Source organism: Corynebacterium glaucum (genome assembly GCF_030408855.1).
Lineage (GTDB): Bacteria > Actinomycetota > Actinomycetes > Mycobacteriales > Mycobacteriaceae > Corynebacterium > Corynebacterium glaucum.
This window is the reverse complement of sequence record NZ_CP047358.1, coordinates 691,679-708,082: the sequence shown is the minus strand read 5'-3', so window position 1 is coordinate 708,082 and position 16,404 is coordinate 691,679. Positions and strand designations below refer to the sequence as shown.

The window sequence follows — 16,404 nt, the reverse complement described above, 5'->3', positions numbered from 1 at the left end:
GTGGCCCAAGCCCGGAAATTCCAATCGCCATAGTAACAAATCCTGTGACACGGGTGACACTAATGCACCTTGTTGAGACGGACCACATAAACTGAACCAATAATCCTTGGTCAGCGCTGGATTCTGGTGCGGTATATTGAGCGCATTCCAACCCGACCTCACGGCCAGCACGGCTAGGAAGTTTATACCTATGAGCGCGTACCCCACCCTCCCCTCAGACTTAATTCCCGCCGACGGCCGTTTCGGCTGCGGCCCGTCGAAGGTTCGCCCGGCCCAGCTCGATGCCATCGTGGCAGGAGCTGGCATCATCGGCACTTCGCACCGCCAGCCGGCAGTCAAGAACCTGGTGGGCGACGTGCGCGAGGGCCTGAGCGCGCTGTTCAACTTCCCGGATGGCTACGAGATCGTGCTTTCCCTCGGCGGAGCCACTGCGTTCTGGGATGCCGCCACTTTCGGCCTCATCGAGAACAAATCGGCTCACTTAAGTTTCGGCGAGTTCTCCGGCAAGTTCGCCAAGGCCTCGAAGCAGGCACCGTGGCTCGAAGCACCGCAGGTGATCGAGGCAGAGGCCGGCACCGCTCCGCGCCCGAGCCAGCTCGACGGCACCGACGCTGACGTCGTCGCCTGGGCGCACAACGAGACTTCTACCGGCGCAATGGTGCCGGTCACCCGCCCCAACACAGAGGCACTTGTGCTTATCGACGCCACCTCCGGGGCCGGCGGCTTGCCCGTCGAGATGGGACAAGCCGACGTCTATTACTTCTCGCCTCAGAAGTGCTTCGCCTCCGATGGCGGGCTCTGGTTGGCTGCGATGAGTCCGGCGGCGATCGAGCGCATCGCAAAGATCAAGGAATCTGGGCGCTTCATCCCGGCGTTTTTAGACCTGCAGACCGCAGTGGATAACTCGCGCAAGAACCAGACCTACAACACCCCTGCCGTTGCCACGCTGCTCATGCTTGCCAACCAGGTGGAGTGGATGAACGACAACGGCGGGCTCGACGGCATGGTCGCTCGCACCACCGCGAACGCGGAGGCGCTTTATGGCTGGGCCGACAACCACGCGCACGCGACCCCGTTCGTGGCGGAGCCGGCATCCCGCTCGCTGGTGGTGGGCGCGATCGACTTCGACGAGTCCATCGATGCCGCCGAGCTGGCAAAAGCGCTGCGCGAGAACGGCGTGCTCGATATCGAGCCGTACCGCAAGCTAGGCCGCAACCAGCTGCGTATCGGCATGTTCCCTGCCATCGATGAAGCGGACATTACGAAGCTCACGGCTGCGGTCGATTACTTGCTCGAGCAGGGCGTGGGCGCGAAGTAAACGCAAACTCGTGCGTTAAGCTGGGCGCAATTGTGTTCGGCTTGAAGGAGTGCTATGCGCGAGCTGTACCTCAGCGAAGAGGAATCCACGGAAACTTTCTTCGTGCTGTTTGATGCCGAGGGCGTTCGCTACCAACTTGCGCGCGCCGAGATGGATCCCATCTTGGAGCAATTGCGCGAAGCACAAGCTAACAAGAACCAGCTCGAGTTCCCCTCCGCCAGTGCCGGCGGCGACTCCGAGACGGCTGAGGAGCAAGAGGAGCAAGCAGCCCCCGCTGAGGAACGAGCACTCCCCGAACCGGATCCGTTGTACGCAACCGCGCTTTCGATGCGCCCCAACGAGATCCAAGCCCGCGTTCGGGCAGGCGCGACCGCAGCGGAACTTGCTGAAGAAATGGGGGTGGCCGAGAGCCGCGTCGAACCTTATGCGCACCCGGTGTTGCTCGAGCGGGCGCAGGTAGCTGAGGCGGCGAAGCAGTCACACCCGCTGCGCGAAGACGGCCCCGCGAAACTCACGCTGTTTGAGATCCTGGCATCTGCATTCGCGGCCCGCGGCCACTCGCTGTCCGAAGCCACCTGGGACGCCACCCGCGAACCCGGCGACACCTGGGTAGTGCGAGTTCGTTGGACTGCCGGATTGAGCGAGAACGAGGCGGTGTGGTCGTACACCCGCCAAATGGGTTCAAGCGCAACGACTGAAGCCCGCAACGCGGTTGCCGCGGACCTGACCGACCCAGACTTTGTGCAGCCAGTGCGCTCGCTCACGGCCGTCGATACGCATGCTCCCCAACCTGAGGCTGACCTGGAGCCGGATGCTGAGGTGCGGCAGGGTGCGGCCGAGGACATCGCCGAAGGCGAGTTCCTGCGCCACCCGGATGAGCAGCAGCATCCGCAAAAGCGTCGTCGGAAGGCCGTCACACCCCATTGGGAGGACGTACTTTTAGGGGTACGCACCAACACGAAGCGGCCTCGGGATTAACCCCCGGGAGTAAGAGGAGCGCAACGGCATGCACACAATCAGCTATCCCGCGATTGTCACCTTTTGGTTTGTCACTACCGCAGATCCCGGTGCGGTGCTTGACGCGGAGCCCAAGGCCGACCGTGGTTTCGGACGCAAGCTGCTTGCCCAGATCAACCCGACTTGGCCGATTACCCCAATCGGCGAGTTTCCGCTGAATCGGTCTTCGAAACCGGGGCGCGACGAGTTCTACATCGCTGGCTACCCCGGTGTGGCGGTGGTGCAGACGTTTGTGGCGGACTCGGAGAAACTTACCGAGACCGTGGGCTACCTGCGCGAGGCGTTGCCCGCGGCGGATACGTACTTGTTCGCGCAGGGCACCGACTCCGACTACGCGGGCTTCGCGCACTACGTCGGGGAGGACTTGCGGCGCTCGTTGACGGCGACCCGCGCGCAGGTGCTCGAGGATATTGGGCTGCCGGAGCCGTTCGAGGCGCCGTACTGGGCTGGAGAGAAAGCCGAACAGCTCGGGGGCATCACCCTGCCATTTGAGCCGAAGGATCTGGTGCGGGAGGCCCAGAAGAGCTGGATCGGGATTGACCTCGAGCCAGGCGCCGGCGGCCCTGACGTCCACGTAGTGGGCTACGCCATCGACGGCCGGCCAGAACCGAAGATTGCGAAGAAGCAGGAAAAGAAGACCAAGACGGTCATTGAGGTCGCCAGCAAGTTCGCCGAAAAGGATAAGGCATACGACGACTACGAGGCCGCTGGGGACACCGACGAGGGCAACGAGTTCGCCGAGCTTGCCGACGCTTCCGTCGCTGCCGCCCGCCGCGTCGGCCGGGACTTGCGTCGCCGCCTTGGCCAGGCGAAGAATTCGTTACAGGATCGTCTGCGCCATTCTGACCGGTAGCGGCGCAGGCTAGCGCATGCGCTCGTAGAACGCGATTGCAGCGGATGTCGCTACGTTGAGCGAGTCGGTGCCGGGCGCCATGGGTATTTGCGCCCGCACGTCGGAGGCGCGCATCGCGTGCTCGGTGAGACCGGGCCCTTCCCCGCCGACGAGGAACGCGATCTTTTCGTACTGCTCACCGGTACGGGGATCACACACGGCATCTTTCAGCTCGACCGCATCGTGTGCCGGGGTGAGTGCGACGACGTGGAACCCGGCATCTTGAAGCTGCGCAAGGCTGCGCTGCCACGTGGTGGGTGTGCCGTCGAGGTGCGCGAAGGGCGTGCGCAGCACGTGCCCCATAGACACGCGCACGCTGCGGCGGTAGAGGGGGTCGGCGCAGCTCGCGCCGAACAGCACGCCGTCGACGCTCATGCCAGCAGCGTTTCGAAAGATCGCGCCGATATTCTCGTGGTCGCCGACGCCCTCGAGCACGACCACGGTGCGGGTTCCCTCGATGACTTCCTCGACTGCCAGCGGCGCAGGCTTGTCGGCAGAGGCCAGTAGGCCCCGGTGCATGTCGTATCCCGCGACCTGGCCCATAATCTCACGCGTGATCTCGTAGACGGGGACATCGCGCCGCGCGAGCTCCTCACCGTGGGATTCGAGGAAGGTTGCTAGACGGCCCCCGAAACCGAACACCGCGCGCATTGGAAAACGCGACGCCACTAGACGTTCGCAGACCAGTGGCCCCTCCCCATACACCAGCCCTTTCTCCGTATCGGAGTGTTTCAGGTCGCGGATGTCGTCGAGGCGGGGGTCCAAGGGGTCGTCGATAAGCAAAACCTGCTCCTTGCTTGGTTTCTAGCTCAGCGCGGCGAGCAGCGGGCCTTGGACGAAGTAGACCACGAACAACGCCGAGATGAGCCACATGATCCAGTGGATGTCTTTGGTCTTGCCCGCGAAGACGGCCATGAGAGTGAACGCGATGAAGCCGACGCCGATGCCGTTGGCGATGGAGTAGGTGAACGGCATGACCACGATGGTGAGGAAGGCTGGCAGCGCAACGTGGAACTTGTCCCACTCGATGGACCCGACCTGCATCATCATGAGCGCGCCGACGACGACCAGGACGGGCGCGGCGGCCTCGATGGGCACGATCTCATAGAGCGGGGTGAAGAACATCGCCGCGAGGAAAAGCAGACCGGTGACAACGTTGGCCAGGCCGGTGCGCGCACCGTCGGCGATGCCGGCGGAGGAATCCACGTAGACGGTGTTGGAAGAGCTGGAGGCGAAACCACCGGCGACGGCGCCGAAGCCCTCGATCACCAGGGCGCGCTTCATGTCCGGCAGGTTGCCTTCCGCATCAGCCAGCTCGGCCTGGCGGCCCAGCGCGGTCATGGTGCCCATGGCGTCGAAGAAGTTCGCCAGAACCAGGGTGAACACCATCAGGGACGCTGCCACAGCGCCGGCGTTGAGGAACGCGCCGACGAGGTCGACATTGCCGACCAGGGAGAGATCCGGCACGCCACCGAATGACTCCGGCAGGCGCGGCACGGCGAGCGACCAGCCGTGCGGGTCGTCCGCCGAGGAGCCGGTGCCGGTGGCAGCCTCGACGATCATGGCGATTATGGTGGTGGCGATGATGCCGATGAACAGCCCGCCAGGGATATTGCGGATCACCATGAAACCGCAGATGATCAGGCCGATCACGAACACCAGCGTGGGCCAGGAGGCGATGGAGCCTTCGAAGCCGAGCTGAACCGGGACGGTGGTCATCGCGGCATCCGGTACGCGGCGCACGAAGCCGGCATCCACCAGACCGATCATGGCGATGAACATGCCGATGCCCACGCTCATGGCCACCTTCATCGAGTTCGGGATGGCGTTGAACACGGCGGTGCGGAAGCCGGTAATGGCCAGGGTGCAGATGATGATGCCGTCGATGACCACCAGGCCCATGGCCTCAGCCCAGGTCAGCCCCTGCTGCCCCACCAGCGTCACGGCCACGAGCGTGTTCAGCCCCAAACCGGTCGCAATACCGAAGGGGTATTTCGCAATCACTCCGAAGAGGATGCACATCACGCCCGCGACCAGCGCCGTGACCGCGGCGACCTGCGGGATGCCCAGCACGGCGCCCTCGCGGTCGGGGCTGGTGCCGATGATCAGGGGGTTGAGCAGCACGATGTAAGCCATCGCGAAGAAGGTGACCACGCCGCCGCGGATCTCCCGGCCCACGGTGGAGCCACGCTCAGTGATGTGAAAAAATCGGTCGAGTCCACCGGTCGGCGCGAGTTCGGCGGGCGCGCCCTGTTCGGACGCGGGCACGTGTCGTGTAGTCACGGGAAGTCAAGGCCCTTTGCTGTGCAATGAAACGTTGGATGGGCATTGGGATTGTCTGCCCAATACCTGTCATAGACTGGCACTCGCGTGGTGGTTTTCCAAATACAGTTGGTGATTGGTCGCGTGAAGGACCGCGGGAAGGACGCAGGAAAGACGCAGTGGAACTGTTCAACTTCGTCGTCACGGAGGGGGCGTTGACGGATGCGGAACGCTACGTCCCTGCACTGCGCAAACTTGGTGTGTCTGTGGCGGACCTGCAACGGCTTCGCATCGCCATCACGGAAGTCTCCGGCACCCGGCGCGGCGTGCTTGAGGTCCGCGCCGGCACCCCGTCGCTCGCGCTGCGTCCGCTCGCACCGGCACCGTCGGAAATCACGGTGGACGCTCTCCCAATCCGCGACGAGCGGCTCGAGCCCGGCACGTTCGGCCCGGATGTCGGGTGGCAGCAGTCGCAGCTAGCTCAGCTCGGGGCTCATGAGGGCTTGCTTGTCGACGCCTCGTCCCGCGTGATTTCCGCAATCATGTACCCGCTTTTGGTTGTCGAGCCTGGTCGCGTGCGGGTTTCCTCCCACCCGGACACGGCTCGCTCGATCGCGTTGGAAAGCGTGCTCGACCTCTTAAGCCACCAAGGCGTGGAGATCGTGGAAGAACCGCGAGGCTTCGACCGCGGTGAACTCATGGACCGCGAGGTGTGGGTGATCGACCCGGTCTACGGAGCGCGGCTAGTGGATACGTGGATCGAGTACGGCACGAAGCGCCCGGCGCGCCTGCTGTTCGAGCGCCACGGGGTCCCCTCCCACCGCGAGGTGAACGAGGTGCGCCGCCGCAGCGCGGCGACGGTGTGACTATTCTCTCCCGTTGCAGGCTAGTTGTACTGAGTCCAACACCGCATCGAGCACGCGATGTGACTTCGTTCTACTTTCTGCCGAATTTCTCTGGTCCGCGATCCAAAGCGCCGCTTCATTCATGGCACCTGAGAGTTGGACCGCGTACGCGTCAATTAGCGCCGCGTCGACGCCGCATTCTCTGAGTCCGCCCCGCAATAGGACCTCCGAGTTCGCTGCGTCAGCTTCTCGCCAGGCTCGCCACCCCACGGCAGACGGGGCCTCTACGAGCAAGATGCGTAGCCGGGAGGGCTCGGTAATGGCATCTACAAAGGCGTGGCAACCTGCGCGCAGCCTCGCTTCTGCATCGGACCCTGTGTTTTCGGCCGCCTGCCGAACATCTGCCGCAACTTGCGACTGGAGCATACCCATCACTGCCTGGAACAAACCGCGTTTGTTGGTGAAGTGGTGGTAGACAGCTCCCCGGGTCACCGAAGCGCGTGTAGCAATCTCTTCGAGCGAAGCACCGGCATATCCGCGGGCTGCAAATTGCGCCTGTGCTTCTTGCAACACCCGTTCGCGGGTTCGTTGCGTTTCCTCCGCAGTAGATCTCGCCATCACTTCCCCTTACATACACGCTGTATGTATAGTCGAACTCGATACATACAGTCTGTACGTTAAGGAGTTTCCGTGGCTATTACAAGCACCTACCCTGTCCTGATGTCGAGCGATGTTGCCTACGCCGCAAAGTTTTACGTCGACTACTTCAACTTCGAACCCACATTCAGCTCCGATTGGTACGTGAGTCTTCGCCACGATGATTTTGAGCTGGCCATCCTTGACCAGCACCACGAGACGATCCCAACCGGTTACTCGAGCGCACCTGCAGGGATCCTCTTCAACATCGAGGTCGATGATGTTGACGCGGTTTACACAGACCTTGTCGCGACCCGAGGTTTGGACACCGCCCTCGAGCTTCGTGATGAAGCGTTTGGGCAGCGCCACTTCATCCTGATTGGGCCAGATAACGTGCTAATAGACGTAATTGAACCCATCGATCCGAGCCAGGAGTTTCAGGCTGCGTACGCCGACTCGGCCAAGTAGCCGGAGCTAGTCCGCGACCGTGACATCCGAGTGCGCACCGCACCCGTACGACGCCGCCACGACGTGACCGTCGGCGGAGAACTCGTTGGTGCACACCCCGAAGTTGTCGCCCACTGGCTCACCCATCGGTAAGTAGAACGCGCAGCTGCGACAGTGCAGCGTAGCCTTTTCCGCGAACTCACTGTTCGGGCCGTATTCTCCTGTGCGCCAGCGCTTCTCCGCATCGGTCAACCCCTGCTCCGTGAGGTAGCGCTTGGTCTCGCGGCCAGGGAAGGTAATTGCGTGGCGGGAGAACGAATCCTCCGTCACTCGCGGGTCACCCGGAGCAAGCTCCATGATGTCGCCGGGGCCAAGGTCGCCAGGCAAGACACGCTCGGAGTACGGCACCCAGTCCGGCGCTTCAAGCGCGCCGTTGGCGGGCACGAGCGCGACCTCGTTGATGGTCACCACGTCAGAGCCGGTCGCACAGGCCACGACCACGTTCCACTCCCAGCCGGCGTACCCCGGCACGGTCGCCTCGAAGCGGTGGGTAGCCACGTTGGCGCTCAGTCCTGTTACTCCGACGTGCTCGCCGATTTCGTGTTCGTCGGCAACCTCTTCCAGGCTCTCGAGCGCGACGGCTACGGCCTCCGGAGTGAGCAGGGTCGACTGCGCCGCGGGCCGACGGCGCGAGCGGTTGCGTGAACGCTTCTTCGGATCAGACACCCTCCTATTATGCGTTGCCCACCTTCTCGGTAGTGCAAGATGGTGGGCATGGCTCACCGTCTTCTGCGTCGCATCTTCGCCGCGTCCACAGCCGCCACCGCGCTCGCCGCCGGCGGATGCAGCATCGACAGTGGGCCCGATTCCCCCGAGAAACTGACCGCGGTAGTGCAAGAACGCTACGACTTCGACGATGAGAGTTTCACCCAAGGCCTCGAGGTCGCACCTGACGGGACGCTCTACGTCGGCACCGGCCAGCGCGGCGAGTCACGGATCTACCGCCGCACACTCGACGGCACAGAGCTCGTCTCCAAAGACATCGACCCGGAGTTCTTCGGGGAGGGCATCACGCTTGTCGACGATTCACTGTGGCAACTGACTTGGCAAGCAGGTGTCGCCATGCGCCGCGATGCTGAAACGCTCGAAGAGCTCGAGCGGGTCGCGTACGAAGGCGAAGGCTGGGGTATCTGTTACCGCGAGGACGCCGATGAGGTGATCTTTTCCGACGGCAGCGCAGAACTCCGCCGCATGGACCCCAGCACCTTCGAGGTGCGCGAACGCATCACCGTTGAGCTCGACGGGAAGCCAGTGACTGATCTCAACGAGCTCGAATGCGTCGGCGATGAGGTGTACGCCAACATCTTCACCACCACAGACATCGTGCGCATCAACGCCGACACGGGAAAAGTCACTGCTGTCATCGACGCCTCCGATGTACCAAATAACGCTGTCGTCGACCCAAACAACGTGCTCAACGGGATCGCGCATATTCCGGGCACTGACGAGTTCTACCTGGCCGGCAAGCGGTGGCCGGACATGTACCGCGTAAGATTCGCGCCTCGCTAGACTTCTCACCATGGCTGACACCAAGCGCACCAAGCGCGCAGCGGGCAAAAAGACTCAGCACTGGAACCAAATCGCGCTCATCGCGACGGCGGCCCTTGTGCTGGTCGCTGCCGTGTACATGTTCATGGAGTGGCAAAGTGCCCGCCCGGACACGCCGGCGAGTGACCTCCGAGTCGAGGTCACGTCGGCTGGTGAGACGCGCGAGATCGAGCCGTACACGGTCTGCGAGTTGGACGACGAGTGCGCTGGCGACACGCCCCCAACCATGGCGCTGGACGCAAACGAAGTCGCTTTCAAGGTGCCCGAAGAGGTCGCTGCCTTAAGCTGGCGGCTGCTGTTAATTTACGACGATCCGGCTGCGAATAATGAGGTCGTCTTCACCTCGGGCGAGGCATCGCACTACACCGCCGACGCCGTCACCGAATCCGGGGCGCGGCTGGTGGTGGGCGAGGTTTCCGCCCTGGGAGTGGATGTGAACGATGCGGGAGAAGAGATTCCCGTCATCGCCACGTGGTCGGTCGGGTTCGAATAGAACGTCGCCGAACGCAAGCCGTCGTTAAGCGTCGAGCTCCTTGGCCACGGCGCGCAAGATTTCGGCGACCTGGCGTGACTCCTTGCGGTCTGGGTAGCGACCCGCGGTGAGCGCCGGCTGGATCTGAGTTTCGATCATCGTCATGACATCGGCGAGCATGCTGCCCAACTCCTCCGGCTTGCGTTGGTGCGTGGGCCTGCGCTTCGGAGTGTCGAGCACCTTGACGCGCAGCGCCTGCGGGCCACGGCGACCGGCCGCGAAGTCGAACTCGACGCGCTGGCCGGCAACCAGCTCGTCGACGCCGTCGGGCAACACGTTTTTTCCGATGAAGACATCCTCTTCACCTGGATTCGACGCGAAACCGAATCCCTTCTCCGCGTCGTACCACTTCACCTTTCCAATAGGCATGGCCAAACCTCCTGTGCAAAATCTAGAAATGTTGAAGTCTACTATCGCACTTTTGCAGCCCCCTAAAGCTTGAGATTGTGACGCAGATCACCAGACCGGCATTTCTGGTCATTTACCTGGAGAAATGCCTGTAAATCGCAGGACCAGGCCGAGGCCAAACGGACATTGTTCACCTATTTTGTGCTCGGTACGTGACTCAATCGTTATAAACCGTTAGGCTGTCCCGCAATGCGGCAACGGGTGCACGCTTCATCCTTCCCAGCCCCGTCGCCGTGAGCAGCAAGAGGACTTGACAGCAACCGACTTCACTGGGAAGGAACGCTTCACACACACCGTGTGCGATGCGGAGGCGGTGAACACGAGAGGAACTTTCGATGGGACGCCACTCCAAGCAGACCACTTCGATGACCAAGAAGACGTTCGCAGGCGTCGCAGCGACCGCTGCGATGGCCGGCATCATGGCTCCGCAGGCAGCGGCCGCTCCGGATTCCGACTGGGACCGCCTGGCACAGTGCGAGGCTGGCGGCAACTGGAACATCAACACCGGTAACGGCTACTACGGCGGCCTGCAGTTCTCCGCTTCCACCTGGCGCGCATACGGCGGCGGCGAGTTCGCTCCGTACGCTCACCAGGCAACCCGCGAGCAGCAGATCATCGTTGCTGAGCGCACCCTGGCCGCCCAGGGCTGGGGCGCATGGCCGGCGTGCTCCGCTCGCCTGGGCCTGAACTCCGCACCGACCAACCGCGACCACCAGGCTGCCAGTGCTTCGGCCCCGATCGAGTCCTCCGCTCCGGCCGAGTCGTCGGTACCGGCAGAATACTCCGCACCCGCAGAGTCCTCTGAAGCTGAGGCTCCGATCGATCCGCGCGAGGCAGCAGCACAGGCCGTCGACGTGCTCTACGGTGAACTCACCGCCGCACTGCAGCGCTCCGGCATCGCAGTCCCGCAGTTCGTGCAGGACACCTACGCAGCGAACCGCTACGACTACGGCGCGTTCTACAAGGCGAACCAGACCCTGATCGAGGCAGTTCTTACGGGCAACACCCAGGCTGTGGTCGCTGAGGCAGGTCGCTACGCCGCCAAGGCACGCGGCGTCCAGGCATAAGCAGTTGCGCAAACGTAAAACACCGGTTCCCCACCAAGTGGGAAGCCGGTGTTTTGCCTTTGACGCGAGCGCCGCAGCTGGTTTTCTGCGGCTACTTGTTAATGCGCGTCGCGGTGTGCACGTAGCCAGTCTGCTCCGCCGGCATCGGCAGCACCAGTTCGTTGCCAAACGGGCTGTTCGCACCAGTGAGCTTGGAGGAAATCTCGGTCACAGGGTGGCCGTTACCAGGGGTGTGCGCGGGCCACGCCGGATTCGCGCGACCGATCTTCTCTGCTTCTTTTGCCATGCCCCTCATTGTTTCACGTTCGCAGGCAAAACGCACGTAACATGATCGCGAAATGTCTACGTTCACCCAAGCACTCACAGAGCTCACAGAGGAAGAGCTCCGTTTGCTTATCGACGCACGCCCAGACGCTTTCCTCCCCACCCCACCCTCTCTCGGGTCCCTGGCAACCCGCCTCGCTTTGCCGGGGTCGGTTGCACTGGCACTGCGCTCCCTCAACGCTTCCGACCTGCGGACGCTGGAGCGCCTTGCTGATGCGGGTGCTGAGCTGGATCCGGTAGACGCGTCCAACGCCGAGCGACCTGTCATTCCGCCTGGCGCCCTTACCCGCCTGCGCGAGCGCGCATTGGTGTACGGACCGGACACCGCCGTCCGCATCGCGCCGGGAACCCTCTCCGCGTTGCCTCCGGGGTGGAGAATCAGCGACACCGCCCCGGATGACTTTGAAGCACGGTTGGCCGCACTCCCCGCGCGAGAGCGCCAAGTACTAGAAACGCTTGCGAACGCCGGTGGCGTTGGCACCACCAAATCCGCAGCGGCCGACGCCAACCCGAACACGCCCGTCGCGCGCCTCATTACCGCCGGGCTTCTCGTACGAGCCAATTCCAGCACCGTGCGACTCCCCCGGCCCGTCCGCGACGCGATCGCTGGCCACCGCCCACGCATCTTCCCCACCGAGCCGCCCGCGTTGCCTGACGTAGATCTTGCGGCCGTCGACGAAATGGCTGCGAGCCGGGGCTTGGAAGCCGTGCGCCAGATGCGGCAGCTCATTACCGCGCTCTTGGCGCACCCGGTTGCGCTGAACAAAGACGGCACGGTCGGGGTGCGCGCCCTTGCGAACCTGGAGAAGGATCTCGGCTTCGACCCTTCGTTGCTGATCACAATCGGCGAAGCAGCCGGTGTGATCGGTCGTGGCAACGCCGACGATACAGACGTCCTCGCCGCCACCCGAGACGCTCTCAGCTGGCTCGATGCCACGCTGTCGGATCAGTGGGCTGTGCTGCTTGCGGGCTGGGTCGCTACACCGTGGCGCATCGACACCGGCCACAAGCTCCTCTCTGCGGAAAGCCACGTTCCCGAGCTGCGCCATGCCCGGGCCACGATCCTGCGCCACGGCGGGGACATGCAGCAGTTGCTGTTCCACGCCCCGCTCGCAGCATCGGGCATGCGGGACGCACTCATCAACGCGGTGGTCGCCGAGGGACAGGCAGTCGGTGCGCTCGCCCAGCACGTGTCGTCATCCCCGGCTGTTGCTGTGCTTGATGGCCGCGACATTGCGGCCGCCACCAAGGACCTGGTCCCGGACGAGGTCGGATACGTAATCGCTCAGGCAGATATGACTGTGCTCGCGCCTGGCCCCCTCAACCCTCGGGCGGCGCGCTTTGTTGAGCGAATCGCCCAACTGGAATCCCCGGGACTGGCAAGTGTATGGCGGGTGACCGAGGCGTCGATACGCAATGCTTTTGATAGTGGACTGACCAGCTCGCAGATCCATGACTGGTTGGCTGAGCACGTGTTGGGCGACGTTCCGCAGAGCATCAGCTTCCTGATCGACGATGTCGCGCGCACGCACGGCTCGATCCGTGCGGGAAGCGCGCTGAGTTATGTGCGCAGCGACGACGAATCGTTGATCGCGACCGCGGCGCAACAATGCGGCCTGCGGGTCCTCGCCCCGACCGTTGCCATCTCGGAGTTGCCGCTGGCGCAGCTGATCACTGAGCTGAGAGACGCGGGCCTGCAACCGATTGCAGAAGACGCTCACGGCATCGAGATCAACGTGGCACCCGAACCGTCGCTTGTGCCAGCCACCCCATCCATGCTCCCTCGCCCGCGCGCCATCGATCCGGCGCACCGGGAACGCATCATTGAAACCCTTCGGTCCGGTGACACTGAAGAAACCACCCCCGCGGAGCAAAGCGACACGCTGGAGACCTTGCGTGCGGCTGCCCGGGGCCGGCGTCACGTCACACTCGGTTACGTGGATAAGAGCGGACGGGGTCGCACGCTGACAGTACTCCCGCTGTCCGTGAACGCCGGCCAGGTCGATGCCTTAGACGAGGCGACGGAGCGAGTGGTGCGCATCGCCTTGCCCAGGATCACGCGCGTCATACTCGCTTGATCCGCAGCGTCACCGGGTTGTCACCGGGTTGCAGCTTCTAATACTTCAAGCACGTGCACGTAGTCTGCGCCGGTAGCGCGGGTTAGCCCCAGCTCACAGGTACGGTTGCAGCTCGCGTGCACCTCGGCGCCGAGCTGCTTCGCCTCCCGGGCCTCGCGCGTGGTAGCGGAAGCGGTCAGCTCCGAATGCAACATGCCACGATCGCCCGCGTATCCGCAGCAGCCCCAGTCCACCGGTACGTGCACCTCTTTCGCAGCAGCCGCCGCGACGGTCTCGAGGTCTTTTTGGATGCCTAAGTGCGTTGTCGAGCAGGTCGGGTGCAGCGTGATCGAGTCGACTTTCTTGGCTTCTGGCAGGGCATCGAGATGGCGCGCGATAAACGTCACCGCGTCGATCACCTCTATACCCAGGTGTTCGACCATCTCAGCCATACCGTGGGTGCAGCTGGCAGCGTCAACAACAACGGGCAGGCGCCCACCGCCTGTGGCGCTGCCAAGCACGCGGCGCACCCGCTCCTCCATCACATCGTGGCCGGCGTGCATGCCTTTCGAGGTCCACGGCGTCCCGCAGCACAGCTCGTCTATCTCATCCGGGACGATGAGGGCAATACCCGCCCGCTTGGCAAGGCGCACGAACGCCTCGGTGGCACCGACACCCGCGGAGGACTGTGGGCCGAACATGGCGTTAACGCAAGCTGGGACGAAAACCGCGCTCGGCGCTGCGAAGCGGTCGCCGACTACCTGGCCCAGCTTCGAGCGACGCTGCCCGCCCTTCGACAGCTCCGACTGATACTGCGGCACCACATCGGTGCTGATCAGCGCGCGGGCAACGTCGGTGACCTTCTGCACCAAGCCGGTGGGCAGGTAATAGGCACCGGTCAGCGCCGTAGAAGCCGCTGTGTTGAGTGGACCCCAGCCCTTCGCGGCCGCACCCCAGCCGGAGCTCAGCATCACCCCGGCCTGCTCCCCGCGCAGTTGCTTGACAAACTTGCCCGTGTCAATGCCCACCGGGCACGCGGTCACGCACAGTGAATCCACGGCGCAGGTTTCGATGCCTTGGTACTGGTAATCGGCATCGATCGCCTTTACTAGCGCCGTGTCACCCTCCGCCACGGCCTTCGCGCGGGCGCGGCGCACCACAATGCGCTGGCGCGGCGTCATTGTCAAGTCTTTCGAGGGGCACACCGGCTCGCAATAGCCACACTCTACGCACGGGTCAATCTCGTCTTCCACCTGCGGATTGAGCTTGAAGTTCTTCATGTGTTCGCGCTCATCGTCGGTGATGATCACGCCCGGGTTCATCACCCCGCGCGGGTCGGCCGCACGCTTGAGCTCCACCATGACGTTGTAAAGCTCATCTCCGTACTGGCGGCGCACATAGGGTGCCATCACGCGCCCGGTGCCGTGTTCAGCCTTAAGGTTGCCGCCGGCGCTGAGCACGAGATCCACCATGTCCTCGTTGAATCCGTCGTAGCGAGTGAGGTTCTCCTCGCCTTCGAAGCGGTCGGTGATGAGGAAGTGAATGTTGCCGTCCTTGGCGTGGCCGAAGATGACGGCATCGTCGTAACCGTAAGCATCGAACAGCTGCTGCAAACTGCCGCACGTGTCAGCGAGGTCTCCAACTGGCACCGCGATGTCTTCGAGTAGAGCGGTGGTTCCGGAGGGACGCGCTTCTGCGACCTGGGCGTAGAGCCCCTTGCGGAAGGCCCATGCCTTGGCCGCCTCGGCAGCGTTGGTGGTGAAGGCGGCCGAAGTTTGCAGCTCAAATTCTTCAAGCAACTTTCCTCCAGCCTGCTCGAACTCGCGCAGCTGTTCGACTTCGTTGGCGTGGTATTCGATGAGGAGTGCTGCCTGACCGGAGAGCTCAAAACCTGTGATCTGTTCCGGAACCGAGTCGAAGGTGCGGCCAACTTTGATGGAGCGTGAATCCATCAACTCCAGCGTTGCCGCCTGGGAATCGAACAGCGCAGGCAGTGAGCGCGTCGCCGCTTCCAGCGTGGGGTAGACGGCGATCGTGGTGGTCTTCAACTTCGGCACCTCAACGGTCCGAAGCACGGCCTCGGCAATGAATGCGAGCGTTCCCTCGGATGCGACCAGCAGGTGCATGAAAATATCTAGAGGTGAGTCATAATCCAAAAACGCGTTCAGGCTGTAGCCCATCGTGTTCTTCAACGCGAAGTGGCGCTCGATGGTTTCCACGGATTCCCGATTCTCACGCACCCGGCGCTTCAGTTGCTCCAGCTTTGCGACGAGCTCCGCTTCTTCGCGCCCAAACTGCGCTTCCGCGTCTGTGTGCGCCGTGTTAATCACGGTGCCAGAGGGCAGGACGAAGGTCATCGACTCGATGGTGTTGTAGGTGTTGAGCTTGGTGCCGCATGCCATGCCGGAGGAGTTGTTGGCGATCACCCCGCCCATAGTCGCCGCGCCCTCGGAAGCTGGGTCCGGGCCGATTTTGCGGCCGTAGGCAGCGAGGTGAGCATTCACCTGGCGCACCGTGGAGCCAGGCTGAACGCGAACCCGCGCACCGCCGTCAAGGACTTCAACGCCGCGGAAGTGCTTGCGCACGTCCACCAACATTCCCCTACCGCTGGCCTGGCCTGACAGGGAGGTTCCACCTGCACGCAACACCACCGGGGCGCCGGACGCGGCCGAGGCGCGAAACGCCGCCGCCACGTCGTGGGCGTTGCGCGCCTCCACCACTACGTCCGGGGTGTAGAGGAAATGAGAAGCGTCATGAGCGTATTTAATACGGTCGATGGGGCGGGTGGAAAGCACCTGTTCAGAGCCGAGTTCTCGAGCTAGGTGCTCCGTCGGGGAGGAAATTGTTGCCGTCATAGGTCTATGTTATCCCCCACGGGTGAGTGAATAGTCGCTTTCCCCATTGACGCCACCACCGCTGCATTGCCACAACGACGACCAGGATCGCGATTCGCTGATCGAGCGGGTCCGCGGACATACTCATGCCGCGCGC

At 63.3% G+C, this 16,404-nt stretch carries 16 protein-coding genes; 9 read left to right on the top strand and 7 right to left on the bottom strand.

The genetic code is table 11. From position 1 onward, the window contains the following. Positions 1-190: 190 nt before the first annotated feature. Genes serC through CGLAUT_RS03415 form a run of 3 tightly spaced genes read left to right on the top strand, consistent with a single transcriptional unit; the run spans position 191 to position 3,188 of the window. A complete protein-coding gene (gene serC, locus CGLAUT_RS03425) occupies positions 191-1,318 on the top strand; it encodes a phosphoserine transaminase (protein ID WP_290186310.1) in 1,128 nt (375 codons plus the stop codon). Between the two features lie 54 nt (positions 1,319-1,372). Continuing rightward, on the top strand, positions 1,373-2,296 hold the full coding sequence (gene sepH, locus CGLAUT_RS03420; protein WP_290186309.1) for a septation protein SepH: 924 nt from the start codon (positions 1,373-1,375) through the stop codon (positions 2,294-2,296). Between the two features lie 28 nt (positions 2,297-2,324). Further along, positions 2,325-3,188 (top strand): DUF6928 family protein, encoded by an 864-nt coding sequence (locus tag CGLAUT_RS03415; RefSeq protein WP_290186307.1) that lies wholly within the window; start codon positions 2,325-2,327, stop codon positions 3,186-3,188. A gap of 9 nt (positions 3,189-3,197) precedes the next feature. Here the strand turns inward: CGLAUT_RS03415 and CGLAUT_RS03410 are convergent, their stop codons facing one another. Both CGLAUT_RS03410 and CGLAUT_RS03405 read right to left on the bottom strand, forming a co-directional pair. After that, a complete protein-coding gene (locus CGLAUT_RS03410; protein WP_290186305.1) occupies positions 3,198-4,010 on the bottom strand; it encodes a TrmH family RNA methyltransferase in 813 nt (270 codons plus the stop codon). A 21-nt stretch (positions 4,011-4,031) separates the two neighbouring features. After that, entirely contained in the window at positions 4,032-5,510 is a 1,479-nt protein-coding gene (locus tag CGLAUT_RS03405) for an NCS2 family permease (protein ID WP_425551701.1), read from the bottom strand. Between the two features lie 158 nt (positions 5,511-5,668). Between CGLAUT_RS03405 and CGLAUT_RS03400 the strand changes: the two genes are divergently transcribed. After that, positions 5,669-6,355 (top strand): 3-phosphoshikimate 1-carboxyvinyltransferase, encoded by a 687-nt coding sequence (locus tag CGLAUT_RS03400; RefSeq protein ID WP_290186304.1) that lies wholly within the window; start codon positions 5,669-5,671, stop codon positions 6,353-6,355. On the opposite strand, the gene CGLAUT_RS03395 is transcribed toward CGLAUT_RS03400, so the two are convergent. Continuing rightward, positions 6,356-6,952, bottom strand: coding sequence for a TetR/AcrR family transcriptional regulator (locus tag CGLAUT_RS03395; RefSeq protein WP_290186303.1), 597 nt, complete (start codon positions 6,950-6,952; stop codon positions 6,356-6,358). Positions 6,953-7,024: 72 nt separating this feature from the next. Here CGLAUT_RS03395 and CGLAUT_RS03390 point away from each other — a divergent pair, with 72 nt between their 5' ends. After that, positions 7,025-7,438, top strand: a complete 414-nt coding sequence (locus CGLAUT_RS03390) for a VOC family protein (RefSeq protein WP_290186302.1) — start codon at positions 7,025-7,027, stop codon at positions 7,436-7,438. Between the two features lie 6 nt (positions 7,439-7,444). Here the strand turns inward: CGLAUT_RS03390 and CGLAUT_RS03385 are convergent, their stop codons facing one another. Continuing rightward, the gene (locus tag CGLAUT_RS03385) at positions 7,445-8,143 is read right to left on the bottom strand and encodes a DUF3027 domain-containing protein (RefSeq protein ID WP_425551700.1); all 699 of its coding nucleotides are present in this window, start codon (positions 8,141-8,143) and stop codon (positions 7,445-7,447) included. 48 nt (positions 8,144-8,191) lie between these two features. Here CGLAUT_RS03385 and CGLAUT_RS03380 point away from each other — a divergent pair, with 48 nt between their 5' ends. Continuing rightward, entirely contained in the window at positions 8,192-8,986 is a 795-nt protein-coding gene (locus CGLAUT_RS03380; protein ID WP_290186300.1) for a glutaminyl-peptide cyclotransferase, read from the top strand. A 10-nt stretch (positions 8,987-8,996) separates the two neighbouring features. Continuing rightward, a complete protein-coding gene (locus tag CGLAUT_RS03375; protein ID WP_290186298.1) occupies positions 8,997-9,518 on the top strand; it encodes a DUF2771 family protein in 522 nt (173 codons plus the stop codon). Positions 9,519-9,542: 24 nt separating this feature from the next. On the opposite strand, the gene CGLAUT_RS03370 is transcribed toward CGLAUT_RS03375, so the two are convergent. Further along, the gene (locus tag CGLAUT_RS03370; RefSeq protein ID WP_290186296.1) at positions 9,543-9,926 is read right to left on the bottom strand and encodes a cold-shock protein; all 384 of its coding nucleotides are present in this window, start codon (positions 9,924-9,926) and stop codon (positions 9,543-9,545) included. Between the two features lie 374 nt (positions 9,927-10,300). On the opposite strand from CGLAUT_RS03370, the gene CGLAUT_RS03365 reads away from it, so the two are divergent. Further along, the gene (locus tag CGLAUT_RS03365) at positions 10,301-11,032 is read left to right on the top strand and encodes a resuscitation-promoting factor Rpf1 domain-containing protein (RefSeq protein ID WP_290186294.1); all 732 of its coding nucleotides are present in this window, start codon (positions 10,301-10,303) and stop codon (positions 11,030-11,032) included. A 91-nt stretch (positions 11,033-11,123) separates the two neighbouring features. On the opposite strand, the gene CGLAUT_RS03360 is transcribed toward CGLAUT_RS03365, so the two are convergent. Beyond that, entirely contained in the window at positions 11,124-11,318 is a 195-nt protein-coding gene (locus tag CGLAUT_RS03360; RefSeq protein ID WP_290186292.1) for a hypothetical protein, read from the bottom strand. A gap of 52 nt (positions 11,319-11,370) precedes the next feature. Here CGLAUT_RS03360 and CGLAUT_RS03355 point away from each other — a divergent pair, with 52 nt between their 5' ends. Next, positions 11,371-13,434 (top strand): helicase-associated domain-containing protein, encoded by a 2,064-nt coding sequence (locus tag CGLAUT_RS03355; protein ID WP_290186290.1) that lies wholly within the window; start codon positions 11,371-11,373, stop codon positions 13,432-13,434. A 20-nt stretch (positions 13,435-13,454) separates the two neighbouring features. Here the strand turns inward: CGLAUT_RS03355 and CGLAUT_RS03350 are convergent, their stop codons facing one another. Continuing rightward, positions 13,455-16,268, bottom strand: a complete 2,814-nt coding sequence (locus CGLAUT_RS03350; RefSeq protein WP_290186288.1) for an FAD-binding and (Fe-S)-binding domain-containing protein — start codon at positions 16,266-16,268, stop codon at positions 13,455-13,457. Positions 16,269-16,404: the final 136 nt, after the last annotated feature.